This window comes from Microbacterium sp. NPDC064942, assembly GCF_049545525.1.
Taxonomy (GTDB): Bacteria; Actinomycetota; Actinomycetes; order Actinomycetales; family Microbacteriaceae; genus Microbacterium; species Microbacterium gawkjiense.
Genome location: NZ_JBMWDR010000002.1, coordinates 64,878 through 87,996, shown reverse-complemented (window position 1 = coordinate 87,996; position 23,119 = coordinate 64,878). Strand labels below are relative to the sequence as shown.

The window sequence follows — 23,119 nt, the reverse complement described above, 5'->3', positions numbered from 1 at the left end:
CGGATGCGGCATCCGGATCTCAGGCCCGGGACACCCCGTAGATCGGGCTCTTCGCCTGCTCCTCCTCGTGATCGGGTCCGAGGGGGATGCCGGTGCGATCACGCAGCAGCAGCGTCGCCAGCAGGCCGAGCACCGTCATCCCCGCCAGGTAGAGCGCGACCGACCAGGTCGACCCCGTCGCCTGCACGAGCGCGGTCGCGATGGTGGGGGCGAACGCGCCGCCGAGGATCGCGCCGATCGCGTACGAGATCGAGACGCCCGAGAACCGGATCGAGGCGGGGAAGAGCTCGGCGTAGTACGCGGACTGCTGCCCGTAGGTGAAGCCGAGGCCGATCGCGAGGATCGCGAGGGCCGTGAACAGGAGGCCGAGGTCTCCGGTGTTCAAACGAGCGGGAAGAGGGTGAACACGCCGATCAACTGCAGGATCCAGCCGCCGATGTAGGTCGAGCGCCGGCCGATGCGGTCGCTGATCCACCCGGCGGTCCAGGTCGAGGCGAGCCAGAACAGGGCCGAGCCCGTGACGGCCAGGAGCACACCGCTGCGGTCCATCGCGAGCGGCCCCTCGGGGTTGGTGGCGTAGTTCTGGATGTAGCCGCCGGTGGTCATGTATCCGGCGGCGTTGTTGCCGGCGAACACGAGCGCCGCGATGACGACGAGGAGCGCATGCTTGCGGAACAGCTGCACGATCGGGGTGCGCGTGCGCTCCTTGCGCTCGGCGAGCTCGAGGAAGACGGGGCTCTCCTCGACACGGCGGCGGATGTAGTACCCGACGAGGATCAGCACGATCGAGAAGAGGAACGGCACACGCCAGCCCCACTCGAGGAACGCGTCGCCCGGGGCGAGCACCGACATGAGCGCCATCATCCCCGAGGCCAGCAGCAGACCGATCGGCACACCGATCTGCGGCGAGGCGCCGAAGAGTCCGCGCTTCTGCTTGGGGGCGTGCTCCACGGCCATGAGCACCGCGCCGCCCCACTCGCCGCCGGCCGAGATGCCCTGCAGGATGCGCAGGAAGATCAGCAGGATCGGGGCGGCGAGGCCGATGACGGTCCAGGTCGGCAGCAGGCCGACGAGCGTCGTCGCGACACCCATCAGGATGAGCGTCACCACCAGCACCACGCGGCGGCCGTACTTGTCGCCGAAGTGTCCGGCCAGGAACGCTCCGAGCGGGCGGAACAGGAAGCTGATGCCGACGGTGAGGAACGACAGGATCGTCGCCGTGCTCTCGCCGAGCGGCGCGAAGAACAGCTGCGCGAAGACGAGCCCCGCCGCCTGGGCGTAGATGAAGAAGTCGTACCACTCGACGGTGGTGCCGACGACGGTTGCGAACACGACGCGGCGACGGTCGGTGGGGCTGCTGATCGTTCCGGTGGGGGTGAACCCCGTGCGCGAGGATTCGCTCATCTTCATTGACTCCTGGTGACGACGTTGTCGGGGGCCGCGGCTCCCGGTGGGGTGTTGCCTGCGGTCGGTTAGATAATATACGATTTGGGATATGCCGCAAGAGCGAGGGAGCTCATGACCCACGACATCGAACCGACGACCCCCGTCGATCCGCGTTTCGCCGCCCTTCCTCAGCGCCCGGGCAAGATCGTCGCCGTCCACCTCAGCTACGCCTCGCGCGCCGACCAGCGCGGACGCCGCCCCGCCACGCCCTCCTACTTCCTGAAGCCGTCGAGCTCGCTCGCCGCGTCGGGAGTCGAGATCGAGCGACCCGCCGGCACCGAATTGCTCGCCTTCGAGGCCGAGGTCGCGCTCATCATCGGCACCGATGCGCGCCACGTGGGCGCGGCGGAGGCGTGGGCGCACGTCGGGTGGGTCACGGCATCCGACGACTTCGGTCTCTACGACCTGCGCGCGAACGACCGCGGCTCGAACGTCCGCTCCAAGGGCCGCGACGGGTACACGCCGATCGGGCCGCACCTCATCGACGCCCGCCAGGTCGACCCCGGGGCGCTGCGTGTGCGCGCCTGGGTGAACGGCGAGCTCGCGCAGGACGACACGACCGCCGACCTGATCTTCCCCTTCGCGCAGATCGTCGCCGACCTCTCGCAGCACATGACCCTCGAGCGCGGCGACGTCATCCTCACCGGCACCCCCGCCGGCTCGTCGGTGGTCGTCCCCGGCGACGTCGTCGAGGTGGAGGTGGATGCCCCGGATGCCGCCGGTGCCCCCTCGTCCGGCCGCTTGCGCACGACGGTGGTGCAGGGCGAGCGCCCGTTCGACCCCGCCCTGGGTTCCCTCCCCGCCGCCGACGACCTGCAGCGCGCCGAGGCGTGGGGCTCGCGCGAGGCCGCGGGTCTGCCCGCGCCGGGGCTCGACCCGGAGCTCCGCGCGAAGCTCGAGCGGGCACCCGTCGCCGGGCTGTCGCAGCAGCTGCGCAAGCGCGGTCTGAACAACGTCACGATCGACGGCGTCCGCCCGCTCCACCCGGGCGCGAAGCTCGTCGGACTCGCCCGCACCCTGCGTTTCGTCCCGAACCGCGAGGACCTCTTCGACTCCCACGGCGGCGGCTACAACGCGCAGAAGCGCGCGTTCGACGCCGTCGGCGAGGGCGAGGTCATCGTGATCGAGGCCCGCGGCGAGTCCGGCTCGGGCACGCTCGGCGACATCCTCGCGATCCGCGCGCACGCGCGCGGGGCGGCGGGCATCGTCACCGACGGCGGCGTCCGCGACGTCGACGCCGTGTCGGCCGTCGGCATCCCGGTGTACACCGCCGGTGCGCACCCGGCGGTCCTCGGTCGCCGTCACGTGCCGTGGGATGCCGACGTGACGATCGCGTGCGGCGGCACGACGGTGCAGCCCGGCGACATCCTCGTCGGCGACGCGGACGGTGTCATCGTGATCCCCCCGGCGCTCGCCGCCGAGGTCGTCGACGCCGCGCTGGAGCAGGAGATCGAGGACGGCTGGATCGCCGACCGCGTCGCCGAGGGCCACGCGGTCGACGGACTGTTCCCCCTCGCGGGCGAGTGGAAGGACCGGTACCGCGCATGGCGGGCGACGAATTGACGGCGCCGGCGGACCTCAGCAAGTCGCAGCGCGCCTATCACTGGGTGAAGGAGCGCATCGCCTCGCAGGAGTTCACGCCGGGCTACCGCCTCGTGCTCGGCGCGATCGCGGGCGAGCTCGGCATGAGCGTCGTACCCGTCCGCGAGGCGATCCGCCAACTCGAGGCCGAGGGGCTCGTCACGTTCGAACGCAACGTCGGCGCCCGCGTCTCGATGGTCGACGACACGCAGTACCGCTTCAGCATGCAGGCACTGTCGATCCTCGAGGGCACCGCGACCGCCCTCGCCGCGCGCCGCCTCACCGCCGACGACCTCCGGCTCGCCCGCGAGACCAACGAGCGGATGATCCAGTCGCTGAGCGACTTCGACCCGCACTCGTTCACGCGGCTCAACCAGGTGTTCCACGCGACGCTCTACGCCAAGTGCGCGAACCCGCGGATGCTGGAGCTCGTCGAGTCCGAGTGGGCGCGTCTCGGGCACCTTCGCGACTCGACGTTCAGCTTCGTGCCGGGCCGCGCGCAGGAGTCGGTGCGCGAGCACGAGCAGATCGTTGCGCTCATCGAGCGCGGCGCGCCGCTCGGCGAGATCGAGCAGGCGGCCCGGCGACACCGCTCCGCGACGCTCGACGCCTACATGATCCACGAACACCCGGGCGAAGCGCTCGGCCTCCCCAACTTCTGACCCTCGAGCAAGGACGCACGACATGACGGATCCCACCCTCGCGGCCCCGCACACGCCCGCGGACCTCCCCACCCGCATCCAGCACTACATCGACGGCGCCTTCGTCGACTCGCAGGACGGCGACACCTTCGACGTGCTCGACCCCGTCACGAACCGGGTCTACCTGCAGGCCGCGGCGGGCAAGAAGGCCGATGTGGATGCCGCCGTCGCCGCCGCGCGTCGCGCGTTCACCGACGGCCCGTGGCCGCGGATGCTGCCGCGCGAGCGCTCGCGTGTGCTGCACCGGATCGCCGACCTCGTCGAGGCGCGCGACGAGCGCCTCGCGGAGCTGGAGTCCTTCGACTCGGGCCTGCCGATCACGCAGGCGCTCGGGCAGGCCCGCCGAGCGGCCGAGAACTTCCGCTTCTTCGCCGACCTGATCGTCGCCCAGTCCGACGACACGTTCAAGGTGCCGGGCCGGCAGATCAACTACGTCAACCGCAAGCCGATCGGCGTCGCGGGGCTCATCACCCCCTGGAACACGCCGTTCATGCTCGAGTCGTGGAAGCTCGGCCCCGCCCTCGCCACGGGCAACACCGTGGTGCTGAAGCCCGCGGAGTTCACGCCCCTCTCGGCATCCCTCTGGGCGGGCATCTTCGAAGAGGCGGGACTGCCGCAGGGCGTCTTCAACCTCGTCAACGGTCTCGGCGAAGAGGCCGGCGACGCGCTCGTGAAGCACCCCGACGTGCCGCTCATCTCGTTCACGGGCGAGAGCTCGACGGGGCAGCTGATCTTCGCGAACGCCGCGCCCTGGCTCAAGGGCCTGTCGATGGAGCTGGGCGGCAAGAGCCCGGCGGTCGTCTTCGCCGACGCGGACCTGGATGCCGCGATCGACGCGACGATCTTCGGGGTGTTCTCGCTCAACGGCGAGCGCTGCACGGCGGGCAGCCGCATCCTGGTGCAGCGCGAGGTGTACGACGAGTTCGTCGAGCGGTACGCGGCGCAGGCCGCGCGGGTGAAGGTCGGATTCCCGCACGATCCGGCCACCGAGGTCGGCGCGCTCGTGCACCCCGAGCACTACGCCAAGGTGATGTCGTACGTCGAGCTCGGCAAGACCGAGGGTCGGCTCGTCGCCGGCGGCGGCCGGCCCGACGGCTTCGACGACGGCAACTTCGTCGCGCCGACCGTGTTCGCCGACGTGCCGCCGACGGCGCGGATCTTCCAGGAGGAGATCTTCGGCCCCGTCGTGGCGATCACGCCGTTCGACACCGACGACGAGGCCCTCGCACTCGCGAACGACACGAAGTACGGCCTCGCCGCCTACATCTGGACCAACGACCTGAAGCGCGCGCACAACTTCTCGCAGGCCGTCGAGGCCGGCATGGTCTGGCTGAATTCCAACAACGTGCGCGACCTCCGCACCCCGTTCGGCGGCGTCAAGGCCTCGGGCCTCGGGCACGAGGGCGGGTACCGCTCGATCGACTTCTACACCGACCAGCAGGCCGTGCACATCACCCTCGGCAAGGTGCACAACCCGACCTTCGGCAAGAACTGACCTCCCTCACTCACGCAAGGACGCTGACATGAGCCACCGCGACGACATGACCCTCACCTCCTCCGGCTTCTGGGTGAGCCAGGAGTCCCCCATCCGCTCCGACAACCCGCTCCCGACCCCCTCCTCACCCGCCCCCGACGTGCTGCGCTGCGCGTACATGGAACTGGTCGTCACCGACCTCGCGGCATCCCGCGTCTTCTACGTCGACATCCTGGGGCTCCACGTCACCGAGGAGGACGACGAGGCGATCTACCTGCGCTCGACCGAGGAGTTCATCCACCACAACCTCGTCCTGCGGCAGGGTCCGATCGCGGCCGTCGCGGCGTTCTCGTACCGGGTGCGCTCCGCCGAGGACCTCGACAGGGCGGTCGCGTTCTACTCCGAGCTGGGGTGCGACGTGCGGCGCGAGCCGAACGGGTTCACGAAGGGCATCGGCGACTCGGTTCGCGTGGTCGACCCGCTCGGCTTCCCGTACGAGTTCTTCTTCGCGACCGAGCACGTCGAGCGGCTGTCGTGGCGGTACGACCTCTACAGCCCCGGCGAGCTCGTCCGGCTGGATCACTTCAACCAGGTGACGCCCGACGTGCCGCGCGCCGTCAACTTCATGCAGTCCCTCGGCTTCCGCGTGACGGAGGACATCCAGGACGAGGAGGGCACGGTGTACGCGGCGTGGATGCGGCGCAAGCCCACCGTGCACGACACGGCGATGACCGGCGGCGACGGTCCCCGCATGCACCACGTCTGCTTCGCGACGCACGAGAAGCACAACATCCTCGCGATCTGCGACAAGCTCGGCGCGCTGCGGCGGTCGGACGCGATCGAGCGCGGCCCCGGCCGTCACGGCGTCTCGAACGCGTTCTACCTGTACCTGCGCGACCCCGACGGGCACCGCGTCGAGGTCTACACGCAGGACTACTACACGGGCGACCCCGACAACCCGGTCGTCACGTGGGACGTGCACGACAACCAGCGCCGCGACTGGTGGGGCAACCCCGTCGTGCCGAGCTGGTACACGGATGCCTCGCTCGTGCTCGACCTCGACGGCAACCCGCAGCCCGTCGTCGCCCGCACGGACTCGTCCGAGATGGCGGTGACGATCGGCGCCGACGGCTTCTCGTACACGCGCGCGCCCGAGGCGGCGGGCGATGGCGAGTTCAAGCTCGGCAACCAGCTCTGAGGAGGAGATCGGATGCTGCCCCCCGAGACCATCGCCGCCATCGCCGCCGAGCTGGCCGAGGCCGAGCGCACACGCGGGGTGATCCCCCGCATCACGGCCCGGTACCCCGACGCGACCGTCGAGGACTCGTACGCGATCCAGGGCGTCTGGCGCGACCGCAACGTCGCCGCCGGGCGCCGGCTCGTGGGGCGCAAGATCGGCCTCACGAGCAAGGCGATGCAGCAGGCGACGGGCATCACCGAGCCCGACTACGGCGTGATGTTCGACGACACCGTCTACCGCTCGGGCGACGAGATCGAGGCGGCGCGGTTCTCGAACGTGCGTATCGAGGTGGAACTCGCGTTCGTGCTGCGCGAGCCGCTCGAGGGGCCCGACTGCACGCTCGAGGACGCGCTCGCGGCGATCGACTACGCCGTCCCGGCGCTCGAGGTGCTGAACTCGCACATCGAGCTCGAGGGCCGCACGATCGTCGACACGATCTCCGACAACGCGGCGTACGGCGCGATGGTGCTCGGCGACGTGCACAAGCGTCCCGACGAGATCGACCTGCGCTGGGTGCCCGGTGTGCTCTCGCGCAACGGCGAGATCGAGGAGACCGGCGTCGCCGCGGGCGTGCTCGGCCACCCCGCCACCGGCGTCGCCTGGCTCGCGAACAAGTTCTCGCAGCACGGCGCCCGGCTCGAGGCGGGCGAGATCATCCTCGCCGGGTCGTTCACCCGGCCGATGTGGGTGTCGGCGGGCGACGAGGTACGGTGCGAGTACGGCCCGATGGGGGAGATCACATGTCGCTTCGTCTGACCCCGACCTTTCGCGCCGCGCTGGCGCAGTCCGACCGTCCGCTGGCCGGCATGTGGGTGTGCTCGGGTTCGCCTCTCGTGGCCGAGATCTGCGCGGGCGCGGGCCTGGACTGGGTGCTCATCGACATGGAGCACGCCCCGAACGGGCTCGAATCCGTCCTCGCCCAGTTGCAGGCCGTCGCCGCCTACCCGGTGACCCCGGTCGTGCGGGTGCCGTCCGACGATGCGGTCGTGATCAAGCAGGTCCTCGACCTCGGCGCGCAGAACCTGCTCGTGCCGATGGTGTCGTCCGCCTCGCAGGCCGAGGCGGTCGTCCAGGCGGTGCGATATCCCCCGCACGGTCGGCGCGGCGTCGGGTCGGCGCTCGGGCGGTCGGCCCGGTGGAACCGGATCGAGGGATACCTCGCCGACGCCGACGAGCACGTATCGCTGTTCGTCCAGGTCGAGACGGCCGAGGGCGTCGAGGCCGCCGGGGCGATCGCCGCGGTGGACGGCGTCGACGGTGTCTTCGTGGGACCGAGCGACCTCGCGGCATCCCTCGGTCTGCTCGGTCAGCAGACGCATCCCGACGTCACCGCCGCCGTTCTGCGCGCGTTCGCCGCGGTGACGGATGCCGGCATCCCGGTCGGCGTCAACGCCTTCGACCCCGAGGTCGCACAGTCCTACGTCGACGCCGGCGCCGACTTCGTGCTCGTGGGGGCCGACGTCGCCATGCTCGCCCGCGGGTCCGAGGCGCTGGCGGCGCGCTGGTCGCAGGCCGGCGACGAGGAGCGCGCGGGCTACTGAGACCGTCTCCGGAAAGGGAAAAACCCCCGACTCGCGGGGGTTTTTCTGGCGGTGACGGTGGGATTTGAACCCACGGTAGGGGGTTACCCTACACAACTTTTCGAGAGTTGCACCTTCGGCCGCTCGGACACGTCACCGTCGTCCAGTTTACGACACGACAGCGGATGCCGCGAACCAGCGCCCCCTCGCGCTTCGCCGAGGCGTCGCAGATGGTCGCTTCCCGCCCGCGATGGCGACCATCTGCGACGTCTCGGCGCACCGGCGGACGGGTAGCGTCGGCGTGTGGTCACCTCGGGAGTCGATCTCGCGGCGCAGCCCGCGCGCACCGCCGTCGCGGTCGTCACCTGGCGCGTCGACGTGACCGGGTACAAGACGGATGCCGCGGCCCGCCTCACCGCGACGGCGAACCTCCTGACCGCGGCGGCGCCGTGGCTCACCCTCTCCCCCGCGCAGCGCGCGCTGATGGAGGCCTCCGACGACGCGTTCGACGCCGTGGTCGCCGCGCTCATCGCCCGCGCACACGCGGTCCGCGCGACGCACCCCCTCCCACCCGCCCGCACCGCGCGGGCCCGCCGCGAAGGCTGGATCGCCCTACCCGCGACCCCCCTCACCGACCTCGACCCGACGCGAACCGTCGCTTCGACCCCCGGGTGACGACCGTTCGCGTCGGCTCGGCGTCGGCGCCGCGGGTCTACGGTGAGGCTGTGAGCGCATCGACGACGACCCCGCGGTTCGGCCTGATCGTCGCGATCGCCGCCCTCGCCTCGGCGGTCGCCTTCCTCGACGGCACGATCGTGAACGTCGCCCTGCCCGCGATCGGCGAGGAGCTCGGCGGCGGCCTGTCGACGCAGCAGTGGACGGTGGATGCCTACCTCCTCACCCTGAGCTCGCTCATCCTGTTCGCCGGTTCGGTGAGCGATGCGTTCGGCCGCGTGCTCGTCCTGCGCATCGGACTCATCGGGTTCGGCATCGCCTCCATCGGCGTCGGGCTCGCCCCCGACCCGATCGTCCTGATCATCGCGCGTGCCCTGCAGGGCGCCGCGGGGGCGTTCCTCGTGCCGAGTTCGCTTGCACTCATCACCTCGCTCTTGACCGGTCCCGCGCAGGCGCGGGCGATCGGCCAGTGGACGGCGTGGACGACTGCCGCGAACCTCGCGGGCCCCCTTCTGGGCGGACTCTTCGTCGACCTGCTGTCGTGGCGGTTCGCGTTCCTCGTGCAGATCATCCCGATCGCGATCACCTTCGTCCTGCTCGCCCGCCTCGGCCACATCGACCACCGCCGCGACGACGCGCACCTCGACCTCGTGAGCGCGACCCTCTGCACCCTGGGACTCGGCGGGGTGGTCTTCGCCCTCATCGAGCAACCGAACCTGGGGTGGGGTCATCCGGCGATCTGGATGCCGCTGGTCGCCGGCATCGTCATGTTCGCCGCGTTCCTGCTGCGGCAGCGGACGGTGCGCTCGCCGATCCTCCCGCTCGACATCTTCCGCATGCGGAACTTCTGGACCGGCAACCTGGCCACTCTCTTCATCTACGCCGCGCTCACGCTCAACGGGTTCGTCGTCGGCGTCTACCTGCAGCAGGGCGCGGGGCTGAGCGCCACCCTCGCCGGGCTCGCCAGCCTTCCCGTGACCGTCGCGCTCATCGCGTTGAGCTCGGTCATCGGTGGCTGGACCAACCGTTTCGGGCCACGCCTGTTCATGACCGTCGGCCCGCTCGTGATGGCGGTCGGCTCGCTGATGCTGCTCGCCGTCCGCGAGGACTTCGACTACGGGACGCAGGTGCTCCCCGGGCTCGTCGTGTTCGGCCTGGGCCTCGGCGTCACGGTGTCGCCGCTGACCTCGACGATCCTCGGCGCGATCGGGGGCGAGCGCTCCGGCATCGCCTCGGCGACGAACAACGCCGTCTCCCGCATCGCGGGCCTCGTCGTCATCGCGATCCTCGCCGTGATCGTCGGCGGATCGCTCGACCTCGACGGCTTCCACCGGGCGGCGTGGGTCACCGCGGTCCTCATGGCCGCGGGCGCGGCGGTCTCGTTCCTCGGCATCCGCCGGCCTGCGGCGACCGAGGCGCAGCCCGCCTGATTTCCACGGCCCGATCCGAGCCACACTCGAGCAGCGGATGCCACACTGGCGCTATGAGCCTCATCGAGAACTCGAAACTCACCGTCGTCGGCGCGGGGGCCGTGGGGTCGAGCGTCGCCTACGCGGCCCTGATCCGCGGGTCGGCCCGCCACGTCGCCCTCTACGACATCGCCGCCGAGAAGGTCGAGGCCGAGGTGCTCGACCTCGCCCACGGCGCGCAGTTCACCGGCTCGAGCGACATCTCCGGCGGGGCCGACATCTCGGTGGCCGCCGGTTCCCACGTCGTCGTCATCACGGCCGGCGCCAAGCAGAACCCGGGCCAGACCCGCACCGAGCTCGCCGGTGTCAACGCCGGCATCCTGCGACGGATGCTGCCGCAGCTGCTCGAGGTCGCGCCGAACGCCGTCTACGTCATCGTCACCAACCCGTGCGACGTGCTCACCGTCATCGGTCAGGAGGTCACGGGCCTTCCGCCCGAGCGGATCTTCGCCTCGGGCACCGTCCTCGACACGTCGCGCCTGCGGTGGAAGCTCGCGCAGCGCGCGGGGGTGTCGACCTCCAGCGTGCACGCCTACATCGTCGGCGAGCACGGCGACACCGAGTTCCCGCACTGGTCGCGGGCGACGATCGGCACCGTCCCGATCCTCGACTGGCAGCCGCCCGACGGGCAGCCCGCGTTCACGACCGAGGAGCTGGACGCCATCGCAGTCGACGTGCGCGATGCCGCCTACAAGGTCATCCAGGGCAAGGGAGCGACCAACTACGCGATCGGTCTGTCGAGCGCGCGGATCGTGGAGGCCATCCTCGGCGACCAGCACGTGGTCATGCCGGTCTCGACGGTGCTGAGCGACTTCCAGGGGGTCGACGGCGTCGCGCTCTCGGTGCCGTCCGTCGTCAGCAGCGCGGGCGCCCGACCCATCCTCGAGACCTCGTTCTCGGCCGATGAGCTGGCGCTGTTCCACCGCTCGGCGGAGGCGCTGCGGACCGTCGCGACGTCGCTGCGCTGAGCGCAGTCACGCCTGCCGACGGTGATGTCGGATGCCGCGGCTAGCCTGTCGTCATGGCTTCACGACGTCCCGCCCCGACCGCCGCCTTCCGGTGCACGGAGTGCGGATGGACCACCGCGAAGTGGGTCGGCCGGTGCGGCGAGTGCCAGCAGTGGGGAACGGTCGTCGAGGCCGCCACGCAGACCGGGATCACGGCGTCCGTCACCCCCGTGACGCCCACGCGCAGCGCGCGACCGATCACGCAGATCGACACGCGTGAGACCCCCCGCCGCACCAGCGGCGTCGGCGAGTTCGACCGGGTGCTCGGCGGCGGCATCGTCCCCGGCGCCGCGATCCTGCTCTCGGGCGAGCCGGGTGTCGGCAAGTCGACCCTGCTCCTCGAGGTCGCCGCCCAGAGCGCCCGCGCCGGCCGTCGCGTCCTCTACGTCAGCGCCGAGGAGTCCCTCAGCCAGGTGCGCCTGCGCGCCGAGCGCACCGGGGCGCTGCACGACGAGCTGTACCTCGCGAGCGAAACCGACCTCGCCACGACGCTCGGGCACGTCGACGACGTGCGGCCCGATCTGCTCATCGTGGACTCGGTGCAGACGGTGTCGTCGGGCCTCATCGACGGCGCCGCCGGGCAGCCGAGCCAGGTGCGCGAAGTGGCATCCACCCTCATCCGCGTCGCGAAGGAGCGCGACCTGCCCGTCGTGCTCGTCGGCCACGTGACCAAGGACGGTCAGGTCGCGGGACCCCGCATCCTCGAGCACCTCGTCGACGTCGTCTGCCACTTCGAGGGTGACCGGCAGACGTCGCTGCGGTTCGTGCGCGCGCTCAAGAACCGCTTCGGCGCCACCGACGAGGTGGGCTGCTTCGACATGGCGGGCGACGGCATCGCCGAGGTGCCCGATCCCAGCGCACTCTTCCTCAGCAACCGCCCCAGCGAACCCGGCACATGCGTGACCGTCGCCCTCGAGGGGCGCCGCGCGCTGCCGGTCGAGGTGCAGGCGCTCACGCTCCACACGTCGGCACCCAACCCGCGCCGCATCGTGAGCGGCGTCGACGGCGCGCGGGTCGCGATGGTGCTCGCCGTCCTCGAGAAGCGGGCCGGCATCAAGCTGTCCGACCAGGACGTCTACGTCTCGACCGTGGGCGGGGTGCGGTTGACCGAGCCCGCCGCCGATCTCGCCATCGCGCTCGCGATCGCGAGCGCCGCCACCGAGCGCCCGAACCCCGAGAAGTTCGCGGCGATCGGCGAGCTCAGCCTGTCGGGCGAGATCCGCCGCGTCACGCAGCACGACCAGCGCCGGTCCGAGGCCACCCGCCTCGGGTACCGGGCGGTCATCGACGCCGGCGCGGGCACGCTGCGCGACGCCCTGGCTCAGCGGGCGCGCCACCACCGCCCACGATCGGACGACCGCCCCGACTTCTGACGTCGGTCAGGCCTCGAGCGCGGCGGTCAGGCCTCGAGCGCGGCGATCACGTCCGCGGGAGCGGCCTGCATGGGGTGCGGCCCGGCGATGTCGAAGAACACCGTCGTGATCTGCTCGCCGTGGGTGCCGAGGAACGCGCGCAGCCACGCCGGGGACTGCAGCCCGACCCCCGGCGGCAGGGATGCCGGCTTGTTCGCCGCGTCACTGAACAGCAGCAGCGCGACGTCGCCCGTGGCGGGGTCGCGGTAGGTCCAGACCTCCCCCGCGTCGCGGGGATCGTCGCGCGCACCGGGGCGCAGGAGCGGCACGACCGTCGGTCCGTGCCGCAGTGCGAACGCCAGCGCCGCCATGTCCTGCGTCTGGAGCGCATCGGCGAGCTGCGTGTTGCGGAACTCGAGCGGCTTCTTCTCGCGCTTCTTCCCGGCCATCCCCCCAGCCTACGGCGGCGCGGGCCGGCCCGGCGAGACGTCAAAGGGCCCCCTCGAACTCCCCATTGGGGACTGGAGAAGTCGAGAGGGCCCAGCACTCACCGGCGGCGGGGGGGGGATCCGATCGCCACACCTCTGGGGGGTCGGTGTGGCTCCGTTGCTGGGGACAACGGGGAAAGCCGCCGGGAGCTGCCCCCAGGGTACGCGGCGAGCGCGAGGCGGCGACAGGGCCCCACCCCGCGAGATCATGAGAATCCTCTCAGAATCTCCTCCGCGCGCGGGGCCGGAGCGGGTCAGCGGATCGTGAACGAGGCGGGTTCGACCGAGCCGATCCCGCCGATCGAGACCGCGAGGTTGTACCACCCGGGCAGCGCCTTCTGCCGGTCGCCGTCGCAGGTGTCGACGGACGAACGGGTGCGGTCCCACACGATCGGCGCCGCGCTCGTGACGGTCTGACCGGCATCCAAGGTGACGACCTGGTCGCTCGGCTCGGTCTGGCAGTCCGTCGACCGCCACCAGGTGTCGCTGCCGCTCGTGATCTCGAACGTCTGCGCCGCGGTCCCCACGTTGATCAGGCACGGCAGGGCGGTGTCGTTGACGAGGCGGATCGACAGCTGCGGCAGCTCCCCCGTCCCGTAGGAACTCTTGTCGACGACGGCGCTGACCGTGACGTCGCCGGTCGTGCACGGGGCGGCCGCGGGTTCGCCGTCGGGCTTCGCCCCGGTGTCACCGTCCGCCGACGAGGTGACGCGCGGCGTCGGCGTCCCTGACGCGGCGGCGGAACCGCTCGGCGTCGGCGGGGAGCCGGCGACCGGAGAAGTGGAGGTCGGGGAAGCGGATGCCGGGGCCCCGGCCGTCGGCTGCGGCGCGGCATCCGCCCACGCCCGCCAGGGCTGCCATGCGACCACCGCGACGATGCCGCCCACGATCAGGAGTGCCAGCAGCACGACGGCGAGCCGGCGACGCCGGTACACGGCGGGTGTCGGCTTGCGGCGGCGGGTCGGGCTGGTCACGGATCCAGGGTACGCACGGGTCCCCGGCCCGCCCGCCCGGCGCGCCTACAACTGCTTGAGCATGCGGGTGTTGCCCAGGGTGTTGGGCTTGACGTGCGCGAGGTCGAGGAACTCGGCGACACCCTCGTCGGGGCTGCGCAGCAGCTGCGAATAGACGTCGGGGTCGACCACCTGTTCACCGATCTCGGCGAAGCCGCGCCGCGAGAAGAACGGCACCTCGAAGGTGAGGCAGAACAGCCGGCTGAGCCCCAGCGCGCGGGCGTTGTCTTCGAGCAGGTCGACGACCGCACCGCCGACGCCCCGATGCAGCCAGTCGTCGGCGACGATCAGCGTGCGGATCTCGCCGAGGTCCTCCCACATGACGTGCAGGGCGCCGCATCCAACGAGCCGGTCGCCGGCCTCGGCGACGACGAACTCCTGCACGGTCTCGTACAGCGTGACCCGCTCTTTGCCCAGCAGGATCCGGCGCTGCACCCACGGCTCGAGCAGTTCCTGGATGCGGGGGACGTCCGACGTCCGCGCGGGTCGCACGGTGAAGGTGGCGTCCGATCCCGTCATACCTTCCACTGTATTCGCCCGGCACCGGCGGGAACGCGCGGATCGACCGCGCCGCGTGCCCCTACGCTGGACCCGGAAGGGGACCTGCGTGAGTGTGCTCCGTGATTACGCCGCGGCCGTGTCGCAGCCGACGCTGCCGTTCGCCTCGGCAGCGCCGCGGTTCGACGAGGTCGTCGACGCCGACGGCACGCTGCGCCCCGCCTGGCAGGGTCTCGCCACCCTCGCCCTCGGTCTGACCCGCGAAGAGCTCGACCGCGTCGACGGCGAGATCGCCCGCTTCCTCGCCGACGACGGCGTCTCGTACGCGCGTGCCGGCGCCGAGCTGCAGCCGTGGCAGCTCGACCCGATGCCGTTCGTGATGGATGCCGCCGGCTGGGCGCGCCTGGACGTCGGACTCGCGCAGCGGGCCGAGCTGTTGAACGCGCTGCTCGCGGACCTGTACGGGCCGCGGGTCGTGCTGCGCGAGCGGATCGTGCCGGCCGCGGTCGTCCTCGGCCACGCCGGTTTCGTACGGGCCATGGCCCGCGCCGGCGATGACGGCCCGCCGCCGGATCTGCTGCTGTCGGCGACCGACCTCGGGCGGGATGCGGCGGGCGACTGGCATGTGCTCGCCGACCGCGTGCAGGCTCCGTCGGGGCTCGGCTACGCGGCCGAGAACCGGCGCGTGATCTCGCAGGTGCTGCCCGACCTGCTCGACGAGGGCGCGCTGCACCGGATGGATCCGTACTTCGCGGCCCTGCGCGCGGCTCTCATCGCCGCTGCGCCCGAGGGCGTCAGCGCGCCGCGGATCGTCGTCCTCTCCCCCGGCCCGCTGTCCGAGACGGCGTTCGACCAGGCGTTCCTCGCGAACGCGCTCGGTTTTCCGCTCGTGCAGGGCAGCGACCTCGTGGTGCGGGACGGCGCGGTCTGGATGAAGCCCGCCCAGTGGCCGTCGCGGACGCCGCGCGAACGCGTCGACGTCATCCTGCGACGCGTCGATGCGGAGTGGTGCGATCCGCTCGAACTCCGCGCCGGGTCGCGGCTCGGTGTCGCGGGCCTCGCCGAAGCGGTGCGCCGCGGACGGGTGCGCGTCGTCAACGGGCTGGGCGCCGGCGTGCTCGAGAACCCGGCACTCCTCCCCTATCTGCCGGCAGTGTGCGAGCGGCTGCTCGGCGAGCAGCTGCGGCTCCCGTCGGTGCCGGCGTGGTGGCTCGGCGACGACGACGCGCGCGCCGAGGCGCTGCCGCGGCTGGATGCCGCAGACCCGGCGCTCGAGGTGTTCGACATCGACGACCCCCGCCGGCCCCTCGCCGCGACCGACCCCGCCGTCCGCGGCCGGATCGACCGCGAGCCGCACCGCTTCGCGGCCGTCGAGCGGCTGCACCTGTCGCAGGTTCCGGTGTGGGATGCCGGGGGCGCGGCATCCGCTCGACCCGTCACCCTGCGGGGTTTCGCGATCCGCTTCGGCTCGACCTACCGGCCGCTCGTCGGCGGGCTGGCGACGGTGCGCACCGCACCCGAGGCGGCGCCGCGCACGAAGGACGTGTGGGTCCTGAAGTCGGACGAGGCCGATCCCGACCAGGGGATCGCGGAGGTGGCATCCCTCCCGACGACGCGGAGCGACCCGACTCTTGCGCCGCGCGCACTGTCGGACCTGTTCTGGACCGGGCGGTACGCCGAGCGCGCCGAGGATCTGCTGCGCCTCATCATCGCGACGCAGGCGGCGCTCGACCAGCCCGGCGCGCACACGGCCGCGCGGGCGGCCGAGAGCGTCCGCGTGCTGCTCGCCGCGCTCGACCGCCTCGCCGGGACGCGCTGGACCGACCCCGAGGCGGAGTTCCGGTCGCTGCTGCTCGACGCCTCCCGCCCCGGCTCGGCGGCGCACTCGATCGCGCGGCTGCGCGACGCGATGGAGGGGGTCCGCGATCAGCTCTCGGGCGACACGTGGCGGGTCTTCTCGAACATCGACCGCGCCGTGCGCGCGCTGCGGAGCGCCCCGCATCCGCACCGCACCGCGGAGTCCGCCGGACGCATGCTCGCGTCGATGCTGTCGCTGTACGGCGTGACGGCGAACATGATCCGCGACCCCGGCTGGCACATGATGGAGGCCGGTCGCTACCTCGAGCGCGGGCTGCAGCTGACGACTCTGCTGTCGTCGGCGCTGTCGGCCAGCCGCGGTCCGCGCACCGACCGCGAGGTGCTCGAGTCGCTGCTGCTGTCGGCCGAGAGCGTCGTGACGCACCGCCGCCGGTACCGCGGGGCGATGCGGGCGGCCGACGTCGCCGAGCTACTGCTGCTCGACCGCGGCAATCCGCGCTCGCTCGCGTTCTCGCTGCAGACGCTGCGGGAGCACCTCGCCGCCCTGCCGGCGTCGACCGGGTCGTCGCGCGCCGAGCGCCTGCTCGATCAGCTCGAGACGGGTCTCGCCGAGGTGGAGGTGCTCGAGATGACCGCCGTCGTCGGCGGGCGCCGGCAGCGCCTCGTCGAGGGACTCGAGAGCATCCGCGCGCAGCTCGAGCAGCTGTCGGACGCGATCGCCGACCTGCACTTCGAGGCGGGGCCCCCGCCGGTGTCGATGACGGAGCTGTCGCTCGTCGAGCTGATGGGCGCGCGCGCATGACCCGCTACCGCGTGTGGCACCGCACGGCGTACACCTACAGCGATGCCGTGCAGGACAGCATCGGCCAGTTCCATCTGCGTCCGCGCGAGCTGCCCTGGCAGACCGTGGCGCAGGCCGAGGTCACCGTCGACCCGGTGCCCGGCGACATCTCGCCGCGCACGGACTGGTTCGGCAACTCGTCGACCTACTTCCACGTGACCGATCCGCACGAGGCGCTGACGATCGAGGCGGCGAGCGAGGTGACCGTCGCCGTGCCCGAGTACGACGCCGAGGCGCTCGCGCAGCCGTGGGAGCTCGCGCGGCCGCTGCGGCATCCGGACCTCCCCGGTGCGGTCGAGGCGACCGAGTACGCGCTCGAGTCCGCCCGCGCCGCGCACGATTCCGCAGCGCGCGCGTACGGGGCAGAGTCGCTGATACCGGGACGTCCGATCGGCGAGGCGGCGACGGACCTGATGCAGCGGATCTTCCGCGACTTCGACTACGACAAGACCGCGACCACCGTGACGAGCACGGTCGCCGACGCGATGACGAAGCGGGCGGGCGTCTGCCAGGACTTCGCGCACGTCGCGCTCGCGTGCCTCCGCAGTCACGGCGTGGCCGCGCGGTACGTGTCGGGATACCTCGCGACGCAGCCGCCGCCCGGCAAGGAGCGCGTGTTCGGCGCGGACGCCTCGCACGCCTGGCTCGCCGTGTGGCTGCCCGGCACCGACCAGTGGCTCGCGATCGACCCGACGAACAACCAGTGGGCGAACGACCGCTACGTCACCGTCGCCTGGGGACGGGACTACGGCGACGTCTCGCCCGTGACCGGCATCATCTTCACCGAGGCCAAGACCTCGACCCTGCGCGTGCAGGTCGACGTCGCCCCGCTCGACTGAGGGTCGTTTCCGTTCACGGATGCGACAGATCCGACCCGACACGCCGTCTCAGGACCGGCGGATGCCGCGTGTCGGCCGGCATCCATTGCATCAGTGAACGCTAACCGAGCCCCGGCACGCGCACCTCAGCCCAAGAACCCCCGCAGCAGCGCCTCGGATCCGGCGAGGTGATCGAGCACGGCCGCCTCGGCGGCATCGGGCTTGCCGGCGAGGATCGAGGCCACGATCCTCTCGTGCTGCGCGTCGGAGTGCTCGATGTTGCGCGGCAGCAGGGGGAACGTGTCGAGCCACGCGTTCACGCGCGCCCGGTTCTCGACGATCAGAGGGAGCAGTGACGGGATGCCGCTGGCCTCCGCGATCGCGAGGTGCAGCAGCGAGTCGAGCCGGCGGTACTCCCCCTCGTCGGCTCCCACGGTCGCGTGATGCCGCTGCGCGAGCGCGGTGCGAGCGGCATCCGTCAGCTCCTGCGAGGCCGCCGCCCGCGCGGCCCCCGCTTCGAGCACACGCCGGAGCCCCAGGACGTCGTCGAGCTCAGCGGTGTCGACGGGCCCGGTCGGCACGGGGAGCGGGTCGGCGACGAACGTGCCGCCGTACCGGCCGCGCCGGCGCACGACGTACCCGGCGTCGGCGAGCTCGCCGATCGCCTGACGCACGGTGTCGCGGCTGACGCCGTACCGGTCGGCGAGGTCGCGCTCGGAGGGCAGCGACTCCCCCGGCGCGACCACGCCGAGCCGCACGGTCTGCACGAGCCGGGCGACGGTGTCTTCGAGCGCGTTGCCGCCGCGCACCGGTCGGTAGACGGTGCGGCCGAGATCCGGCGACGACGCGGCGCGGGTCACAGCGGCGTCACGTAGGCGTTGGTGATGCCGCCGTCGACGACGAAGGCGTTGGCGGTGATGAACGAGGCGTCGTCCGAGGCGAGGAACGCGACGGCGGCCGCCATCTCCTCGGGCTCGGCGAAGCGGCCCATCGGCACGTGCACGAGGCGGCGCTGCGCGCGCTCGGGGTCCTTCGCGAACAGTTCGCGCAGCAGCGGCGTGTTCACCGGCCCCGGGCAGAGCGCGTTGACGCGGATGCCCTGCCGCGCGAACTGCACCCCCAGCTCGCGGGTCATCGCGAGCACGCCGCCCTTCGAGGCGGTGTACGAGATCTGCGACGTGGCCGAGCCGAGCAGCGCGACGAACGACGCCGTGTTGATGATCGAGCCTCTGCCGGCCGGCACCATGTGCCGCAGCGCCGCGCGCGAGCAGAGGTAGACGCTCTTGAGGTTGACGTCCTGCACCTTGTCCCACGCGGGCAGTTCGGTCGTCTCGATCGAGTCGTCGTCGGCGGGCGAGATGCCGGCGTTGTTGAAGGCGATGTCGACCGAGCCGAGGTCGGCGGCGACCCCGTCGAAGAGCGCGTCGACGGAGGCCTGGTCGGCGACGTTGACCTGGCGGAAGACACCGCCCACCTCGTCGGCGGCCTTCTGCCCGGTCTCGGGGTCGAGGTCGGCGATGACGACGCGGGCGCCCTCGGCGGCGAACCGGCGAGCGGTCGCGAGGCCGATGCCGCTGGCACCGCCGGTGATGATGGCGACGCGGTCGTGCAGGCGCTGGGTGAGGTCCATTCGGGAGGTCCTTCCGGGTCAGGAGGTGGCGTAGAAGACGTTCTTGGTCTGGGTGAAGTGCTCGGCGGCATCCGGCCCGAGTTCGCGGCCGAGGCCCGAGGCCTTCATGCCGCCGAACGGGGTCGCGTAGCGGACCGAGGAGTGCGAGTTGACCGACAGCACGCCGCTGCGCACGCCCCGGGAGACTCGGATGCCGCGCCCCAGGTCGCGCGTCCAGATCGAGCCCGCGAGCCCGTAGACGGTGTCGTTCGCGAGGGCGATCGCGTCGGCTTCGTCGTCGAAGGGCAGCACGGCGACGACGGGTCCGAAGACCTCTTCCTTCGCGATGCGGTCGCCCCGCCCGGCGAGCACGACGGTCGGCGCGAACCAGAACCCGTCACCCTCCGGTGCGATCCCGCGGAAGGCGACGTCGGCACCGTCGACATAGGACGCGACCCGGTCGCGCTGCGCGGCGGAGATGAGCGGCCCCATCTCGGTCGACTCGTCGTTCGGATCGCCCACGCGCCAGGCGGCGACGGCGGGTTCGACGAGCTCGAGGAACCGGTCGTACACCGACCGCTCGACGAGCAGCCGGCTGCGGGCGCAGCAGTCCTGCCCCGCGTTGTCGAACACCGAGCCGGGGACGGCTGCGGCGGCGGCCTCGAGGTCGGCGTCGGCGAAGACGATGTTCGCGCTCTTGCCGCCGAGCTCGAGCGTCACGGGCTTCAGCTCGCGCGCGCAGCCCGCAGCGACCTGGGTGCCCACCCGCGTCGAACCGGTGAAGACGACCTTGTGGACATCGGGATGCGTCACGAACCGCTCGCCGACGACGGGCCCGGCACCGGGGATGACGGTGAAGACCCCCTCGGGCAGCCCCGCCTCGACGGCCAGGTCGCCGAGGCGCATCGCGGTCAGCGGCGTGAGCTCGGCGGGCTTGAGGACGACCGCGTTGCCGGCGGCGAGCGCGGGCGCGAAGCCCCACGACGCGATCGTCATCGGGAAGTTCCACGGCACGATGATCCCGACCACGCCGTACGGCTCGTGGTAGGTCACGTCGAGCCCGCCGGCGACGGGGATCTGCCTGCCGATCAGGCGTTCCGGCGCGCCGGCGTAGTAGTTCAGGACCTGCGCGACGTGGGATGCCTCCCACCGCGCGGACGAGATCGGATGCCCCGCCTCGAGCACCTCGAGCTGCGCGAGCTCCTCGACGTGGGCCTCCACTACACCGGCGAACCGGCGCAGGGCGTCGGCGCGCGCGACGGGGGCGAGCTCGGCCCACGCGCGCTGAGCGCGGACGGCGCGGGCGATCGCGGCATCCGTCTGCTCCACCGAGGCGAGGTCGACGTCGCGGACGGCGGCGCCGGTGGCGGGGTTCAGGACGGTGAAGACGCTCACGCGGCGACCCCCCGGTGCGCGGCGGCGTACGCGTCGGCCGCGGCGACCAGCCCGAGGAACAGGCGCCGGTCGGCGGAGTTCTCCTCGGGATGCCACTGCACCGCGACGAGGTAGTCGTCTCCGGGCGCCTCGAACGCCTGCACGAGCCCGTCGTCGGTGCGCGCCGTGACGACGAGTCCCTCGCCGAGGCGGTCGACGCCCTGGTGGTGGTAGCTGTGCACCGTGTAGGGGCCGGCGCCGATGAGTCCGGCGAGTGTCGTCTCGGCATCCACGTCGACGGTGTTCTCGGCGAAGACGCCGCCGCCGATCTTGTAGCGGTCGGTGCCGAGGGCTTCGGGCAGGTGCTGGTGCAGCGTGCCGCCGTAGGCCACGTTGATCAGCTGCAGACCGCGGCAGATGCCGAACACGGGCATGCCGCGCTCGCGCGCGCCCGCGAGCAGGGCGAGCTCCCACTCGTCGCGGTCCGCGCGGGCAGGGTCGGTGAGCGGATGCCGCTCCGCACCGTACAGCTCGGGTTGCACGTCGAGCCCGCCGGTGAGGATCAGCCCGTCGAGGCCGTCGAGCACGACCTCGGCCGCCGCCTTCGCGGACGGCTGCGGCGGCAGCAGGACCGCGACCCCGCCCGACGCGGTCACGGCGTCGAAGTACTGCTGCGGCAGGAAACTGGCGCGGACGTCCCAGACGCCCTGCACCGCCCGCTCGAGGTAGGTGGTGAGTCCGATGACGGGGCGGCGGCCGCCCGCGGGATCAGAGACGTTCGAAGCCACGGATGCGCTCCCAGTCGGTCACGGCGGCGTCGTAGGCGAGGACCTCGACACGCGCCTGGTGCAGGTAGTGGGCGACGACGTCCTCGCCGAACGCCGCGCGCGCGATCTCGGACTTCTCGAAGAGGTCCGCCGCTTCGCGGAGCGTCGTCGGCAGGTGCTCGACGTCGGAGTCGTAGGCGTTGCCGGTGAGCGGCGCCGGCAGCGGAAGCTCGTTCTCGATGCCGTGGAGGCCGCCGGCGATGATCGCCGAGATGGCGAGGTACGGGTTCACGTCGCCGCCGGGCACGCGGTTCTCGACGCGCAGGGACGAGCCCTTTCCCACGACGCGCAGCGCACAGGTGCGGTTGTCGACGCCCCACGCGATGCCCGTCGGCGCGAACGACCCTTTCGCGAACCGCTTGTACGAGTTGATCGTGGGTGCGTAGAGCAGCGTGAACTCGCGGAGGGTCGCGAGGATGCCGGCGATCCAGTGCTCCATGAGCGGGCTGAACCCGTGCTCGCCGTCGCCCGCCATGACGGCCTCGCCGTCCTCACCCCGGACCGACAGATGGATGTGGCAGCTGTTGCCCTCGCGCTGGTCGAACTTCGCCATGAAGGTCAGCGACTTGCCGTGCGCGTCGGCGATCTCCTTCGCGCCGTTCTTGTAGATCGTGTGCTGGTCGGCGGTCTCGAGCACCTCCGCGAACCGGAACGCGATCTCCTGCTGGCCGTCGTGGCACTCGCCCTTGACGCCCTCGCAGTAGAGACCCGCGCCCTCCATGCCGCGGCGGATGTCGCGCAGCAACGGCTCGAGGCGGGTCGTGGCGAGCAGGTTGTAGTCGACGTTGTAGTCGGTGGATGCCTGCAGTCCGACGTACCGCTTCGCCCAGGCATCCCGGAACGAGTCGTCGAAGACGATGAACTCCAGTTCCGTGCCCGAGTAGGCGACGAGGCCCCGGTCGGCGAGACGCTGACGTTGCGCGTTGAGGATGCCGCGGGGCGACTGGATCACCGCGCCGCCGCGCACGTACTCGAGGTCCGCCATGACGAGCGCCGTGGCGGCCTGCCACGGGATGCGGCGGAGGGTGGACATGTCGGGGCGCAGCACGAGGTCGCCGTAGCCCTTGTCCCAGCCCGACATCGCGTAGCCGTCGATCGTGTTCACATCGACGTCGACCGAGAGCAGGTAGTCGCACACTTCGGCGCCGTGCCCCGCGACCTCGTCGAGCCAGAACCGGCCCGCGACGCGCTTGCCGACGAGGCGCCCCTGGGCGTCGGGGAAGGCGACGATCACCGTGTCGATCTCGTCCTTCGCGATCGCGTCGGCGAGCTCGTCCACCGTCAGATTTCCGGGCATCCGTCATCCTTCCGTCGTGCGCTGGTCGGGTCTGTAACGAGAACGCTACATGCCAAAGGTAGACACGGCGT

Annotated in this window: 20 protein-coding genes, 1 tRNA gene and 1 pseudogene; 12 read left to right on the top strand and 10 right to left on the bottom strand. The window is 71.8% G+C overall.

Going from position 1 to position 23,119, the window contains the following annotated elements; translation table 11 throughout:
- Positions 1–19 precede the first annotated feature (19 nt).
- Positions 20–1,404 (bottom strand): annotated as a pseudogene (locus ACPEH2_RS04795) (MFS transporter).
- A 114-nt stretch (positions 1,405–1,518) separates the two neighbouring features.
- Between ACPEH2_RS04795 and ACPEH2_RS04790 the strand changes: the two are divergent.
- The 6 genes from ACPEH2_RS04790 to ACPEH2_RS04765 are packed head-to-tail and all read left to right on the top strand — an operon-like array spanning position 1,519 to position 7,983.
- Positions 1,519–3,009, top strand: a complete 1,491-nt coding sequence (locus ACPEH2_RS04790) for a fumarylacetoacetate hydrolase family protein (RefSeq protein ID WP_359920583.1) — start codon at positions 1,519–1,521, stop codon at positions 3,007–3,009.
- Positions 2,991–3,689, top strand: coding sequence for a GntR family transcriptional regulator (locus ACPEH2_RS04785; protein ID WP_359920586.1), 699 nt, complete (start codon positions 2,991–2,993; stop codon positions 3,687–3,689). The genes ACPEH2_RS04790 and ACPEH2_RS04785 overlap by 19 nt, the downstream gene beginning before the upstream one ends.
- 22 nt (positions 3,690–3,711) lie before the next feature.
- Positions 3,712–5,223, top strand: coding sequence for a 5-carboxymethyl-2-hydroxymuconate semialdehyde dehydrogenase (gene hpaE / locus ACPEH2_RS04780; protein WP_359920589.1), 1,512 nt, complete (start codon positions 3,712–3,714; stop codon positions 5,221–5,223).
- 28 nt (positions 5,224–5,251) lie between these two features.
- Entirely contained in the window at positions 5,252–6,400 is a 1,149-nt protein-coding gene (hpaD, locus tag ACPEH2_RS04775; protein WP_359920591.1) for a 3,4-dihydroxyphenylacetate 2,3-dioxygenase, read from the top strand.
- A gap of 12 nt (positions 6,401–6,412) precedes the next feature.
- Complete coding sequence (locus tag ACPEH2_RS04770; RefSeq protein WP_359920594.1) at positions 6,413–7,198, top strand: 2-keto-4-pentenoate hydratase; 786 nt, start codon at positions 6,413–6,415, stop codon at positions 7,196–7,198.
- Positions 7,183–7,983 (top strand): HpcH/HpaI aldolase family protein, encoded by an 801-nt coding sequence (locus tag ACPEH2_RS04765; protein ID WP_359920596.1) that lies wholly within the window; start codon positions 7,183–7,185, stop codon positions 7,981–7,983. Before ACPEH2_RS04770 ends, ACPEH2_RS04765 begins: the two co-directional genes overlap by 16 nt.
- Positions 7,984–8,029: 46 nt before the next feature.
- Here the strand turns inward: ACPEH2_RS04765 and ACPEH2_RS04760 are convergent.
- Positions 8,030–8,120, bottom strand: a tRNA-Ser gene (locus ACPEH2_RS04760).
- A 145-nt stretch (positions 8,121–8,265) separates the two neighbouring features.
- On the opposite strand from ACPEH2_RS04760, the gene ACPEH2_RS04755 reads away from it, so the two are divergent.
- The 4 genes from ACPEH2_RS04755 to radA are packed head-to-tail and all read left to right on the top strand — an operon-like array spanning position 8,266 to position 12,486.
- Complete coding sequence (locus ACPEH2_RS04755; RefSeq protein WP_359920598.1) at positions 8,266–8,637, top strand: DUF429 domain-containing protein; 372 nt, start codon at positions 8,266–8,268, stop codon at positions 8,635–8,637.
- Between the two features lie 50 nt (positions 8,638–8,687).
- Positions 8,688–10,067: an MFS transporter gene (locus ACPEH2_RS04750; RefSeq protein ID WP_359920600.1), complete on the top strand. Its 1,380-nt coding sequence runs from the start codon at positions 8,688–8,690 to the stop codon at positions 10,065–10,067.
- Positions 10,068–10,120: 53 nt separating this feature from the next.
- A complete protein-coding gene (locus ACPEH2_RS04745; protein ID WP_359920602.1) occupies positions 10,121–11,074 on the top strand; it encodes an L-lactate dehydrogenase in 954 nt (317 codons plus the stop codon).
- 53 nt (positions 11,075–11,127) lie between these two features.
- Complete coding sequence (gene radA / locus ACPEH2_RS04740; protein ID WP_217529762.1) at positions 11,128–12,486, top strand: DNA repair protein RadA; 1,359 nt, start codon at positions 11,128–11,130, stop codon at positions 12,484–12,486.
- 26 nt (positions 12,487–12,512) lie between these two features.
- Here radA and ACPEH2_RS04735 read toward each other — a convergent pair whose 3' ends face one another.
- The 3 genes from ACPEH2_RS04735 to ACPEH2_RS04725 all read right to left on the bottom strand — a co-directional run bounded on the left by ACPEH2_RS04735 (position 12,513) and on the right by ACPEH2_RS04725 (position 14,485).
- Entirely contained in the window at positions 12,513–12,914 is a 402-nt protein-coding gene (locus ACPEH2_RS04735; protein WP_217529765.1) for a dehydrogenase, read from the bottom strand.
- A gap of 293 nt (positions 12,915–13,207) precedes the next feature.
- Positions 13,208–13,927, bottom strand: a complete 720-nt coding sequence (locus ACPEH2_RS04730; RefSeq protein WP_359920606.1) for a hypothetical protein — start codon at positions 13,925–13,927, stop codon at positions 13,208–13,210.
- 45 nt (positions 13,928–13,972) lie between these two features.
- Positions 13,973–14,485, bottom strand: a complete 513-nt coding sequence (locus tag ACPEH2_RS04725) for an amino-acid N-acetyltransferase (RefSeq protein ID WP_311285146.1) — start codon at positions 14,483–14,485, stop codon at positions 13,973–13,975.
- An 88-nt stretch (positions 14,486–14,573) separates the two neighbouring features.
- Here ACPEH2_RS04725 and ACPEH2_RS04720 point away from each other — a divergent pair, with 88 nt between their 5' ends.
- Positions 14,574–17,084 carry a circularly permuted type 2 ATP-grasp protein gene (locus ACPEH2_RS04720; RefSeq protein WP_359920609.1) on the top strand — a complete coding sequence of 837 codons (2,511 nt, stop codon included), beginning with the start codon at positions 14,574–14,576 and terminating at the stop codon, positions 17,082–17,084.
- A complete protein-coding gene (locus tag ACPEH2_RS04715) occupies positions 17,081–17,962 on the top strand; it encodes a transglutaminase family protein (protein ID WP_359920612.1) in 882 nt (293 codons plus the stop codon). The genes ACPEH2_RS04720 and ACPEH2_RS04715 overlap by 4 nt, the downstream gene beginning before the upstream one ends.
- Positions 17,963–18,087: 125 nt before the next feature.
- On the opposite strand, the gene ACPEH2_RS04710 is transcribed toward ACPEH2_RS04715, so the two are convergent.
- The 5 genes from ACPEH2_RS04710 to ACPEH2_RS04690 are packed head-to-tail and all read right to left on the bottom strand — an operon-like array spanning position 18,088 to position 23,048.
- Complete coding sequence (locus ACPEH2_RS04710) at positions 18,088–18,801, bottom strand: FadR/GntR family transcriptional regulator (RefSeq protein WP_359920614.1); 714 nt, start codon at positions 18,799–18,801, stop codon at positions 18,088–18,090.
- Positions 18,798–19,571: a 3-oxoacyl-ACP reductase gene (locus tag ACPEH2_RS04705; RefSeq protein ID WP_217529774.1), complete on the bottom strand. Its 774-nt coding sequence runs from the start codon at positions 19,569–19,571 to the stop codon at positions 18,798–18,800. Before ACPEH2_RS04705 ends, ACPEH2_RS04710 begins: the two co-directional genes overlap by 4 nt.
- A gap of 18 nt (positions 19,572–19,589) precedes the next feature.
- Entirely contained in the window at positions 19,590–20,945 is a 1,356-nt protein-coding gene (locus ACPEH2_RS04700; RefSeq protein WP_359920616.1) for an aldehyde dehydrogenase family protein, read from the bottom strand.
- Positions 20,942–21,712, bottom strand: a complete 771-nt coding sequence (locus tag ACPEH2_RS04695; RefSeq protein ID WP_359920619.1) for a gamma-glutamyl-gamma-aminobutyrate hydrolase family protein — start codon at positions 21,710–21,712, stop codon at positions 20,942–20,944. Before ACPEH2_RS04695 ends, ACPEH2_RS04700 begins: the two co-directional genes overlap by 4 nt.
- Entirely contained in the window at positions 21,693–23,048 is a 1,356-nt protein-coding gene (locus tag ACPEH2_RS04690) for a glutamine synthetase family protein (protein WP_359920621.1), read from the bottom strand. The genes ACPEH2_RS04695 and ACPEH2_RS04690 overlap by 20 nt, the downstream gene beginning before the upstream one ends.
- Positions 23,049–23,119 lie beyond the last annotated feature (71 nt).